Source organism: Dolichospermum sp. LEGE 00240, from assembly GCF_015207875.1.
GTDB classification, from domain to species: domain Bacteria; phylum Cyanobacteriota; class Cyanobacteriia; order Cyanobacteriales; family Nostocaceae; genus Dolichospermum; species Dolichospermum gracile.
The window spans coordinates 1-18138 of record NZ_JADEVZ010000089.1 but is presented as its reverse complement, the minus strand read 5'-3'; the positions used below and the strand labels follow the sequence as shown (position 1 = coordinate 18138).

Annotated in this window: 17 protein-coding genes and 2 pseudogenes; 16 read left to right on the top strand and 3 right to left on the bottom strand. The window is 37.3% G+C overall.

All coding sequences use genetic code 11. The features are described 5' to 3' along the window. The 3 genes from kaiC to IQ226_RS21790 all read right to left on the bottom strand — a co-directional run. The coding region (gene kaiC, locus IQ226_RS21800; RefSeq protein WP_228039595.1) for a circadian clock protein KaiC at nucleotides 1-1370 on the bottom strand (1370 nt) is incomplete at its 3' end. A gap of 186 nt (nucleotides 1371-1556) precedes the next feature. Next, nucleotides 1557-1871 (bottom strand): circadian clock protein KaiB, encoded by a 315-nt coding sequence (kaiB, locus tag IQ226_RS21795; RefSeq protein ID WP_039201202.1) that lies wholly within the window; start codon nucleotides 1869-1871, stop codon nucleotides 1557-1559. A 111-nt stretch (nucleotides 1872-1982) separates the two neighbouring features. Further along, on the bottom strand, nucleotides 1983-2558 hold the full coding sequence (locus IQ226_RS21790) for a KaiA family protein (protein ID WP_193898864.1): 576 nt from the start codon (nucleotides 2556-2558) through the stop codon (nucleotides 1983-1985). 611 nt (nucleotides 2559-3169) lie between these two features. On the opposite strand from IQ226_RS21790, the gene IQ226_RS21785 reads away from it, so the two are divergent. The 16 genes and pseudogenes from IQ226_RS21785 to IQ226_RS21715 form a co-directional block, all read left to right on the top strand. Next, nucleotides 3170-6370: an ATP-binding protein gene (locus tag IQ226_RS21785; protein WP_193898862.1), complete on the top strand. Its 3201-nt coding sequence runs from the start codon at nucleotides 3170-3172 to the stop codon at nucleotides 6368-6370. Nucleotides 6371-6624: 254 nt separating this feature from the next. After that, nucleotides 6625-6882 (top strand): annotated as a pseudogene (locus IQ226_RS21780) (ABC transporter permease); the annotation flags it as partial. 144 nt (nucleotides 6883-7026) lie between these two features. Continuing rightward, nucleotides 7027-7845 carry a Uma2 family endonuclease gene (locus IQ226_RS21775; protein ID WP_193898860.1) on the top strand — a complete coding sequence of 273 codons (819 nt, stop codon included), beginning with the start codon at nucleotides 7027-7029 and terminating at the stop codon, nucleotides 7843-7845. A 43-nt stretch (nucleotides 7846-7888) separates the two neighbouring features. Then, nucleotides 7889-8197 carry a DUF29 domain-containing protein gene (locus tag IQ226_RS25715; RefSeq protein WP_255539994.1) on the top strand — a complete coding sequence of 103 codons (309 nt, stop codon included), beginning with the start codon at nucleotides 7889-7891 and terminating at the stop codon, nucleotides 8195-8197. After that, on the top strand, nucleotides 8160-8429 hold the full coding sequence (locus IQ226_RS25710) for a DUF29 family protein (protein ID WP_255539993.1): 270 nt from the start codon (nucleotides 8160-8162) through the stop codon (nucleotides 8427-8429). The genes IQ226_RS25715 and IQ226_RS25710 overlap by 38 nt, the downstream gene beginning before the upstream one ends. Before the next feature lie 237 nt (nucleotides 8430-8666). Further along, on the top strand, nucleotides 8667-9179 hold the full coding sequence (locus tag IQ226_RS21765) for a DUF29 domain-containing protein (RefSeq protein ID WP_228039594.1): 513 nt from the start codon (nucleotides 8667-8669) through the stop codon (nucleotides 9177-9179). Between the two features lie 568 nt (nucleotides 9180-9747). Next, nucleotides 9748-9921 (top strand): annotated as a pseudogene (locus IQ226_RS25335) (ABC transporter permease); the annotation flags it as partial. 268 nt (nucleotides 9922-10189) lie between these two features. Next, nucleotides 10190-11038, top strand: a complete 849-nt coding sequence (locus IQ226_RS21755) for a Uma2 family endonuclease (RefSeq protein WP_193898856.1) — start codon at nucleotides 10190-10192, stop codon at nucleotides 11036-11038. Nucleotides 11039-11674: 636 nt separating this feature from the next. Then, a complete protein-coding gene (locus IQ226_RS21750) occupies nucleotides 11675-12460 on the top strand; it encodes a Uma2 family endonuclease (RefSeq protein ID WP_193898854.1) in 786 nt (261 codons plus the stop codon). Nucleotides 12461-13435: 975 nt separating this feature from the next. Further along, nucleotides 13436-14272, top strand: coding sequence for an ABC transporter permease (locus IQ226_RS21745; RefSeq protein WP_027402538.1), 837 nt, complete (start codon nucleotides 13436-13438; stop codon nucleotides 14270-14272). A gap of 260 nt (nucleotides 14273-14532) precedes the next feature. Next, a complete protein-coding gene (locus tag IQ226_RS21740) occupies nucleotides 14533-14727 on the top strand; it encodes a hypothetical protein (protein WP_228039593.1) in 195 nt (64 codons plus the stop codon). A gap of 233 nt (nucleotides 14728-14960) precedes the next feature. Next, the gene (locus IQ226_RS21735) at nucleotides 14961-15131 is read left to right on the top strand and encodes a DUF4351 domain-containing protein (RefSeq protein WP_193898852.1); all 171 of its coding nucleotides are present in this window, start codon (nucleotides 14961-14963) and stop codon (nucleotides 15129-15131) included. 321 nt (nucleotides 15132-15452) lie between these two features. Then, nucleotides 15453-16355: a Uma2 family endonuclease gene (locus IQ226_RS21730; protein ID WP_193898850.1), complete on the top strand. Its 903-nt coding sequence runs from the start codon at nucleotides 15453-15455 to the stop codon at nucleotides 16353-16355. A 43-nt stretch (nucleotides 16356-16398) separates the two neighbouring features. Further along, complete coding sequence (locus tag IQ226_RS21725; protein WP_193898848.1) at nucleotides 16399-16872, top strand: DUF29 domain-containing protein; 474 nt, start codon at nucleotides 16399-16401, stop codon at nucleotides 16870-16872. Between the two features lie 45 nt (nucleotides 16873-16917). Next, nucleotides 16918-17526, top strand: a complete 609-nt coding sequence (locus IQ226_RS21720) for a hypothetical protein (protein WP_039205172.1) — start codon at nucleotides 16918-16920, stop codon at nucleotides 17524-17526. A 59-nt stretch (nucleotides 17527-17585) separates the two neighbouring features. Next, nucleotides 17586-18138: Rpn family recombination-promoting nuclease/putative transposase (locus IQ226_RS21715; protein WP_228039592.1), on the top strand; the 553-nt coding region annotated here is incomplete at its 3' end.

Below are 18138 nucleotides of genomic sequence, written 5' to 3'. Positions count from 1 at the left end.
CTGTGCCTTCTTTGCTTCCACAAGTTACTGCTGATTCTGATGATTCTGACTTGTTGAAAGCTGCTTAATTTTATTGCTGGATTTTGGGGGTTGTTTTTCGTTTTCTTTGTACCCCCTGAACGGTTACCTGTGGTATTGGTAAAAAAACCAGTAATTTCTTCTTGTTTAGCATAACCTGTGACACCAATTACAAACTGACGAAAAGCATTATTACTAACACCTCTAGCCATTGCCGAAAGTGAATCAATGGCAATGCGAGCAGGTTTGAAATGGGATATCTCTGATTTAATAATTTGTAAGTGATCTTCTAAACCAGTTGATTCAGGATAGGTACAAATAATTTTCAGTAATCCTTGATGTTCTAATTCTTCAAAATCTATGCCCCAAGAATGGGCATTGCGGGAAAGTTGGGCGCGAGATTCTTCATAGGCAAATAATATTGCTCGTTCACCATTAATGCAGCCATCTTGAATAAACTTACTAACTAATAAAGTTTTACCAGTACCTGTAGCTCCTGTGGCTAAAATAATCGAATCTTTAAAGAAACCACCACCACACATTTCATCAAGAACTTTTACTCCCGAAGATACACGCACATTAGAAGATCGTTGTGTTAAACGCATTGCTCCCAAGGGAAATATATTAATTCCTTCATTGGTAATTGTGAAGGGATATTCACCTTTCATGTGGGTTGTTCCCCGTAATTTGAGAATTTCTATAGTTCGGCGGCGGCGTTCTCCTTCTAAAACGTTACGAGAAATTACTACATTATCGGAAACAAATTCTTCGACTCCAAAGGATGCTACTGGCCCATATTCTTCACCCCGTTCAGTCGTAATGATGGTAGTCACATTCAGTAGTTTTAGCCGTGCTACTAACCGAAAAATTTCCCGCCGCACGACTCCGATAGCTTCATATTGTTGAAATATGGCTGTCATGGAATCAATGGAAACCCGTTTAGCTTTGTATTTACGAATGGCATATTGTAAACGTTCAATCAGGGCAGATAAATCAAAATTACCTACTATGTCTTGACCTTCTGGGTCAGGAGATGCGTCGAGAATAAATAATTTACCTTCATCAATCAAATGTTGTAAATTCCAATCAAAAATATGGGCATTTTTAATAATGTCACTGGGTGATTCTTCAAAGGTAACAAATACTCCTGGTTCGTCGAAGTAGGTGATGCCATTATAAAGGAATTGCAGTGATAATAAAGTTTTGCCAGTTCCTGAAGTTCCACTAACTAAGGTAGTTCGACCAACAGGTAAACCGCCATGACTGATATCGTCAAAGCCTTCGATCATCGTGCGAATTTTTTCGACACCAATAGGTATTTTTTTTTGTTCAGGTTGCTCTTTTTTATTCATGGTTTATCTAATATGGATATTCAACCCAGGTTTTTAAAATCAAGAAAGTTTTTAATTATTTTTAATAACTAAATAAATATACCAAATTGCAGGTAGATAAATTCCCGGATTTTCATCAAAAAGTGGCTAAAGCCACGAGTTTACTCGGAATTATTACTTGTTGTTTTCTAAAGCCCACATTTTGTATTATTCTTTCCCGTATTCTTCATTCAATTCTTCATAAAGCAGATCCAACCCAATTAATACTCTTTCCCTATCTGTTAAATCACCAATGATTTTCCGCACGGGAGGGGGCAAAATTTTTGATAGTGTTGGTGTAGCGAGTATTTTATCTTCTTCGGCTAACTGGGGGTTTTTCAGGACATCAATTACTTTTAAAGCATAAACTCCTTGAAATTCTTCATCTAAAATATTTTTGAGTGTTTTCAAGGCCCTCATTGAATTAGGGGTATTTCCTGCTACATAGAGTTTGAGAACATAGGTTTTTTTAGCTTCATTCATACAATATCAACTCCTAGAAATATAGAGGTAAAAGAGCAAAGACGTAGGATTACATATACATTCAGGTATAAATTTACCATGAATGTCAATAAACATTCTACTTTGTGGCATTCAACTGATTTTAGCAACAGAACAGCGATAAACTTCACAAAGATGTGCCAAAATATCTATTAAGGTTAAACGATAATCGAGCAGTGTTTCATCACTTCTGCCTTCTATTCTTAATTGCTTGGCAAATTCATCAATGATTTCCATGTGCATTTCTATAATTTGTGGTACGGGAACACTAGTATAAAATAAGTTATTAATAAACTTATCAAGTTTTTCTTGTAATGTTTTGTCACTGATAAAATAATTTATAATAATCTGACGATAATCTGCTTTCATTGCTGCTAAAAGTTCCTGTTTTTCAGCAGCGGTCATATCCTGAAAAGTTTGGGTCTTTTTTTGTTTACCAAAAGCCAAGAAATTATTATCTTTATTATCTAATTTTCGATCAGGGTTTTGTGACTGAAAATGGGGCAAATAGTATATCTGACCAGGTATAGGCTGCCAGTAGCATTGAGTTATTATCCCCTCAATGAAATTCCAGATTTGCAAAAATAAACCTTTGTCATTGTTTTTTGCAGATGGTTTATCGAGAATTTGGTTTATATTTGTTTGTAAAAGCAATATAGGTAATAACATCTACTGTTTATAGATCATGAATTTTTGAGCGGGAGATATATCGGTCTATAATTAATGATACTTGCCTACTCTAAGTAGTATAACGCATTAAACTCAGGGAGAGTCATGACTGATGGATAGTGTGTATTAGCATATCTAGCGGCAGATAGATTACATTATTTCACTTATTGATAAGATACTTAAACGAACTTAAAGAATTGTCGCATTTTAAATCATTATAATTCCTCAAGGTTCTAAAGCGAATCTTTAGAGCCATAATTATTGTTGTAGTTGTCACTATAAAAAATGACGACTTTCAATACCAGTAGCAAGTTGCTGAAGATAGTGGCTTGCTGAGGAGATAAACTTATATCTTGCACCAGAAAGGTAAAAAATTTGGTAATTGGCGGCGAGACAATGGATGTCTATGGCGGAGTGTTACCGAAAGTCATAGCTAAAATGGCTAGTTTGAAGAGGTCTGTCAATTGTAACCAGAATCGCTGATAGCGTGGCGTAGCCATTCTAAATATTCTTGGAGGATATTGCTTCAGGATTGAAGACCATCTAAACCAAGTGCTGATGGTGATACCGAAGTTGATCACCAGAAGAAAGACCACCGAGGACTTATTTTAATGCTACAGTACCCACTTTATGAATTTATAGCAACTGTGCCAATGTGCTGGGAAACAAATACTCTAGCAGCAGCGTTGGCTATTTTCGTCGAGGAACAGTGCGATCGCTTGGTAATAGTCAATTCTCAACAACGTCTAATTGGTGTATTGTATTCTGCTCGACTACTGCCACAATTCTTAGCAGCGGAGGCTGATAACAAACTCTTAAATTTACAACAACCACTCTCACAGGTGGATAAATCCCTCATAGAACCAATACAGACCATATCAGCAGCAACAAATCTGGAAGACTTCAGTTTGGTTATCAAGCATCAAGAAACCCAACAACAAAGTAACTTAGATTGGGCGCTAATTGATTCAGATGGTAAATATTTGGGAATCCTCAATACTTTACGCCTATTAACATTGTTAGCTCAAAAGAAAATTTTCCTGAGCTTAACCAAAGAAGAAGAAAGTCACAAGTATGCGACAAACACCAAAACTTCTCAACACCAAAAAAACATCGAGCATACAGCCAATAAACACCAGCCAAAAATACACAAATCCATCGTCCACTTATTGGCTAAATTACCCTGGCCAATTATGTTACAAACTAGTCAAGGCGAAGTAGTTACGCAAAATATCGCTTGGTGGCAACAACTAGGAGCATTAAAAGATCCTGAAGGCATTAGAAAACAGGTAGAGACTATACTTACTCCCAAATATATTTATGCCAATCCTCAGGAAAATCACAAACCCGATACTTCCACGAGGCACAGACAGAGAACCTCACCATCAGCTTTCCCTTTTTTACAAGAATCACCTCTACCTGTAAATAACGGTTCTAACCACTGCGTTTTAGATACGCAATTGGGTATTTGTACTTGTGTGGTTGAAATTAAAACTGGTCAGGAGCGGGTTTGGCAGTTTGCCAAAATTGCTTTAGACAGTAACGAGTTAAAAATTTGGGTTTCCAAGTCAGAATTACCAGAAAATTCAGAAGAACTATGGTTAATATTAGCCACAGATGTAACTGAACAACAGCAACTTTGTAAAGAATTAGCAGCAAAAAATGCTGATTTGATTCAACTCAATCGCTTAAAAGATGAATTTTTAGCTTGCATTAGTCATGAATTAAAAACACCACTAACGGCTGTTTTGGGACTATCTCGCCTTTTGGTAGATCAACAGTTGGGACAACTAAATGAGCGTCAAGCCCGTTATGCTGGATTAATTCATCAAAGTGGCAGACATTTGATGAGTGTGGTGAATGATATTTTAGATTTAACGCGAATGGAAACGGGACAGATGGAACTCACCCTGACTCCAGTCCAAATTCAAGTAGTATGTGAAAGGGCTTTTTCAGATGTTAAAAACATTCATCATCAAACTAACAAAGCTAAACTAGTATCCCCCCTAGACAATCAAACTTTATCTAATCACCAATTTAGCCTAGCAATTGAACCAGATTTAGAAGAAATGGTGGCAGATGAATTACGCTTGCGACAGATGTTAGTCCATTTACTTTCCAATGCCTTTAAATTCACAGAAATATCTGGGGAAATTGGCTTACGGGTAAGCCGCTGGGAAGGTTGGATTGCCTTTACTGTTTGGGATACAGGGATTGGTATTCCTGAACAACAACAACATTTAATCTTTCAAAAATTCCAGCAATTAGAAAATCCTCTTACCCGTCAGTTTGAAGGAACGGGTTTAGGATTAGTATTAACTAGAGCTTTAGCTCGTTTGCATGGTGGAGATGTCAGTTTCTTATCTCGTGAAGGTAAAGGCAGTCAATTTACTCTACTTTTACCTCCCAGTCCACCAAAAGCTAGTTGTAATGAGTCTGAAGATATAGTTCCTAAGATAGAAGTAGGCAGTGTCATTAATTCTTCCCCTCAAAACCTCAATAGTTCTTCCCAAAGATTGGTTTTAGTAGTGGAAGCAGTAGCTCAATATATTGAGGAATTAACCGAACAACTCAAAGGTTTAGGTTATCGTGTTGTTATTGCTAGATCAGGAACAGAGGCACTAGAAAAGGCTCGTCGCTTACAACCAAAGGCGATATTTTTAAATCCTTTACTGCCTTTACTTTCTGGTTGGGATGTGATGACCTTACTGAAATCTGATGTTTTAACTCGTCATATTCATGTGATTGTCACAGCCACAGCGGCAGAAAAAGAACAAGCATTTACTAAACAAGCTGATGGTTTTTTAAGTTTACCAATTAAACATCAACCATTGGCATTATTGTTAGAAAAAATATCAATAACGAGCGAATTTCAGCATTCAGGACTGGAAAATAATAGTATCAATTCTCAAAATGTTCCTTTGCGAATTCTGAGGTTAGTACATCCAGAATTAGAGGTAATTAATCTCTATCCTTCTCTGCGAGAACATCGGGTGATTGAAGTAGATGATCTAGATCAAGCAGATTTGTTAGCGCGAGTTTGGCAGTTTGATGTAATTTTGCTAGATATGGGAATTTCTACTGCTCGCACTTATCTACAACAATTAAATAAACACCAAAGGTTGGCGACATTACCATTGGTAACTTGTGATGTTGCGACTACTTTAGCTGCTTCTCAAATACCAGGATTGTCTGTATTTCCTTGTTTAAGTCCTTTGACTCAGGAAGATAATAATCAAAATTATCAACAAGGTGCTTTGTCATCTGTATTACAAATTGCTGCTGGTATTTGTTGCCCAATTAATATTTTAGTGGTAGATATAAATATGTTGAGTGATTTACCCAAATCAAAACGCAAACCAATTAAGGATGATCAGTCAGTCAAAAATTATTTTCTCAATTTTGAAGATGAGCAAATTAATCGGGGATATGAGTGGTTTCAAGCTTTAATTCAATACTTACAAACTGCTGGTTTTAGAGCTTCTATTGCCAGTTGTTGGTCGGAAGTTGTCCAACAAGTTAGCCATAAAAGTGTTGATTTACTGTTAATTTGCTGGCAGGAAACGGCAATTAATAAGGAAGTCCAAAAAGCTATTGAATCATTGGGGAATTTACAGTTGGATTTGCCACCAATTTTGATACTTGACCAAAAATTAAATGAACCTAATTATGGAAATGCGGCAAAATCTCGGAAACCAAAATATACATCTTCTGTGGAAACTGCGGTTCGAGGAATTGCTACACAAATACTACCTCGTTCTATTTCAATGGAAGATTTATTAATTCAAATCAATCAATCTTTGACAAATTAGACTATGATTTATTTGATTTATTTGATTGTGACGATGACAATAATCAATCATCACAGAAATCACATCAATCAAAAAAATCATTTATTTGATTGTGACGATTTTATAGATGTGGCAGATTTTTTCCATAAGCAAAATATATTGACAATAAAGATGACATTTGAATCAGAATCTCTGAACTTAACGAACTACTAATCAACTCTGTGTTATTCTATTATCCATCCATTAGAGAACGGCGATCGCAAACCTGTATAAAATTAATGGCTTGGTATAACTTTATTCCCACTTGGCGAATTTTCACCTTACCCTTATTTATCGGTGTCGCCTTTGCAGCTTGAATGGGTGCGGGTTTGTGGTTAGCTTCCTTGAATGTGCAATATCGAGATTTCCGGTTTATTGTGCCATTTATAGTGCAGTTTGGTTTATATATCTCACCTGTAGGATTTAGTAGCACTATTGTTCCTGAAAAGTGGCGGTTTCTCTACTCCTTAAATCCAATGGTGGGAGTAATTGATGTTGACACCATTAAGCTTTTGCTTTACCCCTACAAATCTAGGGTTTTCGTAATTTTGTAAAAGTCCATGTCTCAACCGTGTTTAGTATAATCAATCTATAGTTGAATCTTGGCAACAGCGATTAAATACAGGAGATAATTAACAATGTATCAAAGTGATGTGTATAGCAAACCTAGCTATGAGCCATTACCTCCTCAACAAACACTGCCAACGATGTATGATTTACCTAGCGAAGATCCAGAGGAGCCAGGGTTGCCAGACGAATTTCACCTGTTACAACCGCAACTATTGCGTAGTACCTTTCGTCCGCCTTCTTATGCAGAAGATAATGTATTTACAGGTAGTGACTTGAATCTATACTATGACAGCAAGCATACACAATGGTATAAAAGACCAGATTGGTTTGCGGTATTAGGAGTATCCCGTTTTTATGAACAAACAGAACTAAGATTAAGTTATGTTACTTGGTATGAAGGAACATATCCCTTTGTAGTAGTAGAGTTAATATCTCCAGGAACAGAAAACGAAGACTTAGGGAGAAATAGAAATTTACGGGAAGTTAATCAACCTCCCAATAAATGGACAGTATATGAGCAAATTCTGAGAATCCCCTATTATTTTGTCTATAACCGTTATACTGGCGAGTTTCACTGTTATGGGTTAGTAACGAACCGTTATCAACCGCTCTCTATTAATGGATTAGGGGTATGGCTAGAAGAAGCTGAATTGGGTTTAGGATTGTGGGAAGGAGAATATCAAGGATTAACTAGACAGTGGTTACGCTGGTATGATCAAGAGAATAATTGGTTGCCTACACCAGAAGAACGAGAAAAGCAACGGGCGGAACAGGAAAAGCAACGGGCAGAACAGGAAAAACAACGGGCAGATTCTGCTGAATTAGAAGTAGCTAAATTACGACAATTGTTATTGGAACAAGGTATCAGCTTACCTAATGATCAATAAATTTGAAAAATTGTCCATTACAAGGGTAATCATTACTAATTTTATGTCTAAATCACCTCTCTACGAAACAGATTTCATGGATTGGTTAACTCAACAAAAATTAGCCTTAGCTAGTCGAGATATCACAGCTTTGGATTGGGAGAACTTGGCAGAAGAGTTAGATGCTATGGGCATTAGTGAAAAAAATGAGTTAAAAAATCGGTTAATAATTTTATTAACTCATTTACTAAAATGGCAATATCAATCTTCTAAACGTTCTATTAGTTGGTTTACTACCATTGCTAACCAAAGAGATGATTTACAAGATTTACTCCATGAAAAAAAAACCAAGTTTAAAACAATATATTCCTGATATTTTACCTAAATCTTATCGAAATGCGAGAAGAGAAGCATCAGCAGAAACAGGTTTATTATTAAGTACGTTTTCAGAAATTTGTCCTTATGATATACAAGAAATATTAAATCCTGAATTCTTGTGTAACACGACAGATGATTTTGAAAAAGCCTCTCCAAACCTCTCCCCGACGCGGGGAGAGGCTTTGAAACCCCCATTCCCTGGCAGGGAAGGGGGGCTGGGGGGTTAGGTTTTTGGAAATTACTGGTTTCATCTAATACTTTTCAAACAACCTCTTAGACAAATCTCAAAATAGTCATATAGAATAGGAATTATTAGCCGTAATGGCGCAGGAAAACAAAATTCAGATAGCCAACACATTCCCAGCAGGTGCATAAACCAAGGGCGATCGCCTTTGCACAGCTATTTCCAATCTAGAAATTGCTAGAATGCTGATAAAATAGTCCAATATAAGGAGACTCAACCCATGTCCGCTATAACTGCCCAAGAGCAAGAAGCTCAAATGCTCGATACTGCGCAAATAGCGACCCAAGTTCACGATCTTGATTTTTATCAATGGGTACAAACTACTATTGAGAATATCCAGAGAGGGGCGATCGCAGCCATTGATTGGGATTATTTAGTGGAGGAGTTACAGGATTTGGGCAACGAGCAAAAAAATCAGCTAGAAAGTCGTTTATTAGTTCTTTATGAACATTTGCTTAAATTGACTTATTGGTCGCAAGAGCGTGATTACAATCAAAGGGGATGGCGAGCCACCATTCTAGAACAACGGAAACAACTCAAGCGACTTTTAAACCGGAGTCCGAGCCTAAAGCCTTATTTTCAAGAAGTTGCCCAAGAAATTTATGATGATGCTTGCCAGATTACAAGCGTGAAGACGGGTTTAAATGCAAATCTATTTCCCCCATCTCCTATTGCCAATATAGAGCAAGTTTTGAATGAAGATTGGCTGCCAGAGTTAAAAGAAGATTGCTAAACTGTTAATTCATCCGTAGATTTCATCAATAAACCTCGTATTTACTGACAAAATTGTCAATTACCGAACTAGAAGTTGAATCTACGACGGATACACGGACAGAAATGATCCAGGCGATCGCTTTTACTAAAGCACATCTCCTTTTAAATAGGTGAACAGAAAGATTTAAAGGTATGTGAAGAAAAGTAAAATCACTCAAAACTCTCTTCCTGTTCCCAGTTAAGAGTTCCCTTGACCCAAGGACAATTTTTAACGCCCACCTACTTAGTCCAAAATCTCGGTTACAGAATTGAGATAATCCGTAAAAACTGGAAAAATTAATTCAAAGTATTAATTAAATTATGCTTGACATCAAAGCGATCGCCTTCTACCTCCCCCAAGATCGCGATCGCAAACCTTGATAAAATCAGAGTTACAAAAAATAGATTCGATTATTGTTGTGCGAGAGTGACATTCTATTTTAATCAGCAACACAGTTGTAGATTAATTAGGAAAGGAAAACTCACAAATGGGCGATCGCAGTTGCAAACTTTGTTACAGTCATGAAGCCGAAAAACTTAACTGAGGAAAAGTCTATTTTCCTCGCTTAGTAGTACCCACTAGCGCGGTAGTAGTTAGCTTCGTAGACTTTATGATTTCTGGGATAATTTTATTGGCTTTAATGGCTTGGTATAACTTTATCCCCACTTGGCGAATTTTAACTTTGCCCTTGTTTGTTGGTGTTGCTTTTGCTGCTTCAATACCTGAGTTCGACATAAGATAATTTTTGGAAAACTGCCCCAAATATGAGTCTCAAACCCTGATGATCTCGTTGAAAAAATCATAACTCTGTTCGCGTAGCGTCTCCGAAGGAAAAACTCCGAATCAAGGACTTTGTTAGGTTTCGCTATCGCTCAACCCAACCTACATTTCCTTAACCGACAAGTATTGGATTTCATGGTTATGTTCAGTGGTAATCAATCTATAGTGGAATCTTGGCAACGGCTATTAAATACAGGAGATGATTAATAATGTACCAAAGTGATGTGTATAGCAAACCTAGCTATGAGCCATTACCTCCTCAACAAATACTGCCAACGATGTATGATTTACCTAGCGAAGATCCAGAGGAGCCAGGGTTGCCAGACGAATTTCACCTATTACAACCAGAATTATTGCGTAGTACCTTTCGTCCGCCTTCTTATGCAGAAGATAATGTATTTACAGGTAGTGACTTGAATCTATACTATGACAGCAAGCATACACAATGGTATAAAAGACCAGATTGGTTTGCGGTATTAGGAGTATCCCGTTTTTATGAACAAACAGAACTAAGATTAAGTTATGTTACTTGGTATGAAGGAACATATCCCTTTGTAGTAGTAGAGTTAATATCTCCAGGAACAGAAAACGAAGACTTAGGGAGAAATAGAAATTTACGGGAAGTTAATCAACCTCCTAATAAATGGACAGTATATGAGCAAATTCTGAGAATCCCCTATTATTTTGTCTATAACCGTTATACTGACGAGTTTCACTGTTTTGGTTTAGTAATGAACCGTTATCAACCGCTCTCTATTAATGGATTAGGAGTATGGCTAGAAGAAGCTGAATTGGGTTTAGGATTATGGGAGGGAGAATATCAAGGACTAACTAGACAGTGGTTACGTTGGTATGATCAAGATAATAATTGGTTGCCTACACGAGAAGAACAAGCAGAACAACAAAAGCAACGGGCTGAACAAGAAAAGCAACGGGCTGAACAAGAAAAGCAACGGGCTGAACAAGAAAAGCAACGGGCTGACTCTGCTGAATTAGAAGTAGCTAAATTACGACAATTGTTATTGGAACAAGGTATCAGCTTACCTAATAACCAATAGAGTTGAAAAATTGTTCGCTACGAAGGTAATCATTACTTGAAAGCGATCGCTAATTGATGAAATCTCAAATTAGTCACTGGGGAAATTCTTAGGACTTACGCACTATACAAATTAACCATGATGTGAATGAACGAAAATCCGTCGTTTCAGGCTTTAGGCGATTAACTTCTGTTCAATAGCGAACTGCTTGCAGCAGCGCTTCGCTATCGCTCAAAAATAATCAAAAAATCACGTTAAAATGCCCAAACCCCATACCTCATATTTGGTTGATCCTGTCAATGCGTAAGTCCTAATTCTTTAGCCTTGACTCTATAAATAAAATAAGAACATCAGATCCCCGAATTCTTTAAGAAGTCGGGGATCTGAAACTGTTGATCTTGAAGGCGATCGCTAATTAATGAAATCTCAAATTGGTCGTTGTTTATGATAAAATAAATAGTCCAGGGGAAAAAATGAGCGAAAATTGTCGAGCGAACTGCTTGCAGCAGCGTTTCGCTATCGCCCTTAAAGAATATAGACTATTAATTTTTATTGAGTCCACGTAAGTAGACTTGATTTGTGTATTAGCGATTTATAATCGCCGATAGCGTAGCTAAACTCATAGATAATCATCCAAAGCATCAGGAGAACAAATCCATGGCAGCAATTACAGCCCGCGAACTAGAGTTGCAAATGCCCGATGCCAGTAAACTTTTAAGTGATGAACCAGAGATGGAAAGCTCCCTGCACTATATGCAACTGTTATTGCTAGTCACCTGCCTCGAATGGGCATGGCAAGAGCGGGATGATTTTTTCATTGGTGCAAACCTGACCATTTACTTCAGTCGCCAACAACTCAAAAATCGTGACTTTCGAGGTCCAGATTTTTTCCTCGTCAAAAACACCACCAGAGAACCACGCAACTCATGGGTGGTCTGGGAAGAAGACGGACGTTATCCCGACCTGATTATTGAATTACTGTCCGACTCCACCGCCAATGTAGATCGCACCACCAAACTAGACTTATACGCAGAGAGATTTCATACCCCTGAATACTTTTATTTTTCACCGGAAACCTTAGAATTTGCAGGCTTTAGACTAGAGTTTAATAAATATCGCCCCATCACGCCCAACGCCCAAGGATGGCTATGGAGTGAAGCCCTGGGCTTTTTCCTGGGTATTCACAATGGCCAATTGCGTTACTTCTCCTTAGAAGGCGCTATCATCCCTACTCCCCAGGAAGCCGCCAAAGATGAAATGCTCAAAGCCAACCAAGCAATTCAAATAGCAAAACAAGAATCCCAAAGGGCAAAACAAGAATCCCAAAGGGCTGAACGGGAAGCTCAAAGGGCAAAACAAGAATCTCAAAGGGCTGAACAAGCTAACACGGAATTGTATGAATTAAAGCAAAAAATGCGATCGCTTGGTATTTCTCTTGACTAAGCCTTGATCAATAGACATCGCCAAAAAAAGCCTTCACTCTATAAATAAAATAAGAACATCAGATCCCCGACTTCTCTAAGAAGTCGGGGATCTGAAAGATATTGAAGGCGATAGCGAAGCGCTGCTGCAAGCAGTTCGCTTGGTTAAATGAAACTCTTTAGCAGGTATCAATTGTTCAGAGGAGTTAAGCAAAATGTACTGATAATAAAGATGACATTTGAATCAGAATCTCTGAACTTAACGAACTAAGCTGTTGTGCATTTAGTTTGTATAATTCTAGCGGGCAAGATGCCCGCACTACAAAGTTCAAGTAAATTATGGTTATCAAATTTAGCTGCGTAACAGCTTACTAATTAAATCTGTGTTATTCTATTATCCATCCATTAGGGACTTCCAATTAAAAAAATACCTAAAAATTTCTTGTGGTGCGGGACGGATTGCCCGCTAATAATCAAGGAAGGGTAGGATGCCCATCCCCCAAAATTGGGTAATTTATTTTTTGGTGTTCCCTTAGAGAACGGCGATCGCAAACCTTGATAAAATAAAAGTTACAAAAAATAGATTCGATTATTGTTGTCCGAGATTGACAGAACCGGGATAGTATTGAACAGTGAGTTGGGCTTTGATGGTCTTTTTGATCTCAGTCCCTCCGATGCAACCTTCGTATGATCAATTGTTTAGTTAGGGGATGCTGAATAAATCTTAAAACATTACAGGTAAACGGTTTTAGACATTTTGATTTTCAAAAAGTGCAAGATTTTACGACGTGGGAACTCGAAAACCTTGCATTTAAGTTGGATGCAAAGGAAAAATCGCTTCCATCTAACTCTTGAAACTGTTCCCTGTTCCCTGTTCCCTGTTCCCTGTCTCCACAGATAACTTTTTCAGCAAACCCTAGTTAGTGATCAGGAGGACGAAGTGCAGAGAAGGTGTGAGCGAAATCGGAAATGTCGTGAAAATGATGGTAAATGCCAGATGAAAGAAACTACTTTACAGCCAGAATTAATAATTGAAGCAGGACGCGCGGAAAAGCAATATTGGCAAGATTTATGGCGATATAGAGAGTTATTTTACTTCTTAGCATGGCGAGATATTTTAGTTAGATATAAACAAACAGCCATTGGGATTGTTTGGGCGCTAATTCGTCCTTTTTTGACAATGGTAGTTTTTACAGTTGTATTTGGACAATTAGCAAAATTACCATCAGAAGGTGCGCCCTATCCAATTCTTGTATTTTCCGCCATGTTACCTTGGCAATTCTTTTCCAATTCCCTCTCGGAGTGTAGTAATAGTTTAATTAGTAATGCCAATTTATTATCAAAAGTCTATTTTCCTAGATTGGTAGTACCCACTAGCGCGGTAGTAGTTAGCTTTGTAGACTTTATGATTTCTGGGATAATCTTATTGGCTCTAATGGCTTGGTATAACTTCATTCCCACTTGGCGAATTTTCACCTTACCCTTATTTATCGGTGTCGCCTTTGCAGCTTCAATGGGTGCGGGTTTGTGGTTAGCTTCCTTGAATGTGCAATATCGAGATTTCCGGTTTATTGTGCCATTTATAGTGCAGTTTGGTTTATATATCTCACCTGTAGGATTTAGTAGCACTATTGTTCCTGAAAAGTGGCGGTTTCTCTACTCCTTAAATCCAATGGTGGGAGTAATTGATGGTTTTAGATGGGCAATTTTGGGCGGTAATTCCCAGTTATATTTACCAGGTTTTATGCTTTCTATGGCTCTAGTCGTTTTACTATTAGTGAGTGGGATTTGGTATTTTCGGAAGATGGAACGAACTTTTGCAGATGTGATTTAAGATCAAATTCTCAAGTATACTAAACACGGTTGAGAGATGGACTTTTATAAAATCACGAAAAACCCTGATTTGTAGGGGTTTAGCACTGCTGAACCCCTACCTACAGAATTAAATAATTAAGCCGTGTTGAGTATAGATAGATATAAGCTGTTACGCAGCTAAATTTGATAACCATAATTTACTTGAACTTTGTAGTGCGGGCATCTTGCCCGCTAGAATTATACAAACTAAATGCACAACAGCTTACAAGGGGTTTAGCAGTGCTAAACCCATACGCATCTGGGTTCTTTGTCATTTGGCAAAAGTTTAAATCTTACCCGTGTTTAGTATATTATTCCGATTTAACAAAAATGCGTGAACATGATCCTGACTGGGATATTACAATTTCCTTAGAAGAGACAATTAAGCAGATAGTTGAATCTTGGCAACAGCGATTAAATACAGGAGATAATTAACAATGTATCAAAGTGATGTGTAGTGCAAAAGTAGGGTGTGTTAGCGATAGCGTAACGCACCATTTCAGGTTAAGTCAGAATTGCAGGTTATTAAATTTGCGTTCCTTAGCCAGTCAAGATATAACTTTAATAACGTTTAAGGGTTTTATTTAATGCTTGTTTTTGATCCTGCAACAATGAATGTTACTCGATTTACTCTTGCCATAGGCCTTGTAAATGGGGGTTACTATGAAATGGCAAGGGCAGAAATTTTGAGTCAAATAGGACGAGACTTTGGTCAGTTATCAGCAGAACAGACAAAACAGATTGAGAAATTACCAGTACCTCAATTAGAATCTCTAGCAAAGGCTCTATTAGATTTTGACGGATTGGCAGATTTAGAGGTCTGGTTAGCGGAGGTGTGAGAAAAACCGCATTGGTGATCATATTTGCTATTATTCCGACTTACAGCAATTGGAAATCGCTGTAACAAAAATGCGTGAACATTATCCTCACTGGGATATTACAATTTCCGGCGTTGCTGAATCGAGGTATGAAATTTCCAAATTGAACCTTTAAAAATCTTACCTTTGCGTCTACTCTTCGAGATCACGAAGCGTGATTGCGCCTTTGCGTGAGACTAAAATTCATACCCTTAATCAGCAACGCCCAATTTCCTTAGAAGAGACAATTAAACAGATAGTTGAATCTTGGCAACAGCGATTAAATACAGGAGATAATTAACAATGTATCAAAGTGATGTGTATAGCAAACCTAGCTATGAGCCATTACCTCCTCAACAAACACTGCCAACGATGTATGATTTACCTAGCGAAGATCCAGAGGAGCCAGGGTTGCCAGACGAATTTCACCTTTTACAACCAGAATTATTGCGTAGTACCTTTCGTCCGCCTTCTTATGCAGAAGATAATGTATTTACAGGTAGCAACTTGAATCTATACTATGACAGCAAGCATACACAATGGTATAAAAGACCAGATTGGTTTGCGGTATTAGGAGTATCCCGTTTTTATGAACAAACAGAACTAAGATTAAGTTATGTTACTTGGTATGAAGGAACATATCCCTTTGTAGTAGTAGAGTTAATATCTCCAGGAACAGAAAACGAAGACTTAGGGAGAAATAGAAATTTACGGGAAGTTAATCAACCTCCCAATAAATGGACAGTATATGAGCAAATTCTCAGAATCCCCTATTATTTTGTCTATAACCGTTATACTGACGAGTTTCACTGTTTTGGTTTAGTAATGAACCGTTATCAACCGCTCTCTATTAATGGATTAGGAGTATGGCTAGAAGAAGCTGAATTGGGTTTAGGATTATGGGAGGGAGAATATCAAGGACTAACTAGACAGTGGTTACGTTGGTATGATCAAGAGAATAATTGGTTGCCTACACCAGAAGAACGAGAAAAGCAACGGGCTGAACAAGAAAAGCAACGGGCTGAACAGGAAAAGCAACGTGCAGAACAGGAAAAACAACGGGCTGAACAGGAAAAGCAACGTGCAGAACAGGAAAAGCAACGGGCTGAACAGGAAAAACAACGGGCTAATTCTGCTGAATTAGAAGTAGCTAAATTGCGGCAATTGTTATTGGAACAAGGTATCAGCTTACCTAATGATCAATAGAGTTGAAAAATTGTCCATTACAAAGGTAATCATTACTAATTCTATGTCTAAATCACCTCTCTACGAAACAGATTTCATGGATTGGTTAACTCAACAAAAATTAGCCTTAGCTAGTCGAGATATCACAGCTTTGGATTGGGAGAATTTGGCAGAAGAGTTAGATGCTATGGGCATTAGTGAAAAAAATGAGTTAAAAAATCGGTTAATAATTTTATTAACTCATTTACTAAAATGGCAATATCAATCTTCTAAACGTTCTATTAGTTGGTTTACCACCATTGCTAACCAAAGAGATGATTTACAAGATTTACTCCATGAAAAACCAAGTTTAAAACAATACATTCCTGATATTTTACCCAAAGCTTATCGAAATGCCAGAAGAGAAGCATCGGCAGAAACAGGTTTAGTATTAAGTACGTTTTCAGAAATTTGTCTCTATGATATACAAGAAATATTAAATCCTGAATCCTTGTGTAACACCACAGATGATTTTGAGAGAGCGATAGTAGGGTGCTAGAATTTAAGAAAACAATCATAATTAAATTATAAGCAAAAAATAATTATGCCTAAAATAAAAATATTACAAGAAGATCAATCTTATACCTTTAGCTCTTACTTTGATTTACCTTATGAAACCGATGATATTTTACGAGAATTTGATTATTCATTTATTAAAATAGAATTATCTTTACCTCAAACAGATCAATCTGTATTAGATGAACTTTTGCTCATCAAAGAGAAGATGAGAAAAATTTTACCTTTGATTAGTTTAAGTAGTGAAACTGCTAGACGAGAAACTTTAGTAGCTCCCATTTTATTAGAAATTATTGCTATCTGTAATTGTCAGCTAAAAATTGAATATCCGTTAAGAGTGAGCGATCGCTTAAAAGGAACTTTAGATTATTTATTGCAGTCTACACATGATTTATTAGTGATTGAAGCAAAAAAAGATGATTTAACAAAAGGGTTTACTCAACTCGCAGTTGAATTAATTGCCTTATCTGAAATCACAGATCAAGATATATTTTATGGTGCTGTTACTACTGGGAATTTATGGCAATTTGGTAAATTAGATAAAATTGAAAAAACTATCTATCAAGATATAAACCTTTTTAAAATTCCTAATGATTTGCTTGATTTAGGTAAAGTCTTATTAGGTATTTTAGCGTAATAATCCTAATTCAAATATACTCAAAACGGTTGGGACATGGAACGAAAGTAAAATCACGAATGTCCTCACAGACAACTTTTATGGCTTACGCCACGCTACGCTATCAGCAAACACTAATTAATATGAAAACCGATAAATGGTTTTACGAATTATTTTTGTCCCAGCCAGGGATGCTGGCAGAATTGATGCCAGGCATTGAAGAAAACTGGGAATTCGTTTATAATGCTCCTGTTGTTAAGGAGAAAGAGTTTCGACTGGATGGAGTCTTTACGCCAGTATCAAATAACCCGATGATACCGATGGTGTTTGCTGAGGCACAAATGCAGTCCGATGCAGGATTCTATGGACGGTATTTTTCCCAATTGTTTGTCCATATTAATCAATATACAGTGAAACAAGACTGGCGGGGACTGTTGATTTTACGCGATCGCAGTCAAGGATTAGGCTGGGAAGTTCCCTACACAGAATTATTGGAAAGACGGGTGACTCAGCTATATTTGAGTGATCTGCGGGATCAGCAAGAACTAACCCCGAATTTGATGCTCTTACAATTGCTGGTGACAGAAAAAGACAAAAGTGCGGTAATTGGTAGAAAGCTATTGCAGGAAGCCG

Bases quoted from the DNA above. Each gene is read 5' to 3' on its own strand.
- kaiB (WP_039201202.1), bottom strand. From the start codon at position 1,871: ATGAATGAAGCTAAAAAAACCTATGTTCTCAAACTCTATGTAGCAGGA.
- IQ226_RS21790 (WP_193898864.1), bottom strand. From the start codon at position 2,558: ATGTTATTACCTATATTGCTTTTACAAACAAATATAAACCAAATTCTC.
- IQ226_RS21785 (WP_193898862.1), top strand. From the start codon at position 3,170: ATGCTACAGTACCCACTTTATGAATTTATAGCAACTGTGCCAATGTGC.
- IQ226_RS21775 (WP_193898860.1), top strand. From the start codon at position 7,027: ATGTATCAAAGTGATGTGTATAGCAAACCTAGCTATGAGCCATTACCT.
- IQ226_RS25715 (WP_255539994.1), top strand. From the start codon at position 7,889: ATGTCTAAATCACCTCTCTACGAAACAGATTTCATGGATTGGTTAACT.
- IQ226_RS25710 (WP_255539993.1), top strand. From the start codon at position 8,160: ATGAAAAAAAAACCAAGTTTAAAACAATATATTCCTGATATTTTACCT.
- IQ226_RS21765 (WP_228039594.1), top strand. From the start codon at position 8,667: ATGTCCGCTATAACTGCCCAAGAGCAAGAAGCTCAAATGCTCGATACT.
- IQ226_RS21755 (WP_193898856.1), top strand. From the start codon at position 10,190: ATGTACCAAAGTGATGTGTATAGCAAACCTAGCTATGAGCCATTACCT.
- IQ226_RS21750 (WP_193898854.1), top strand. From the start codon at position 11,675: ATGGCAGCAATTACAGCCCGCGAACTAGAGTTGCAAATGCCCGATGCC.
- IQ226_RS21745 (WP_027402538.1), top strand. From the start codon at position 13,436: ATGAAAGAAACTACTTTACAGCCAGAATTAATAATTGAAGCAGGACGC.
- IQ226_RS21735 (WP_193898852.1), top strand. From the start codon at position 14,961: ATGGCAAGGGCAGAAATTTTGAGTCAAATAGGACGAGACTTTGGTCAG.
- IQ226_RS21730 (WP_193898850.1), top strand. From the start codon at position 15,453: ATGTATCAAAGTGATGTGTATAGCAAACCTAGCTATGAGCCATTACCT.
- IQ226_RS21725 (WP_193898848.1), top strand. From the start codon at position 16,399: ATGTCTAAATCACCTCTCTACGAAACAGATTTCATGGATTGGTTAACT.
- IQ226_RS21720 (WP_039205172.1), top strand. From the start codon at position 16,918: ATGCCTAAAATAAAAATATTACAAGAAGATCAATCTTATACCTTTAGC.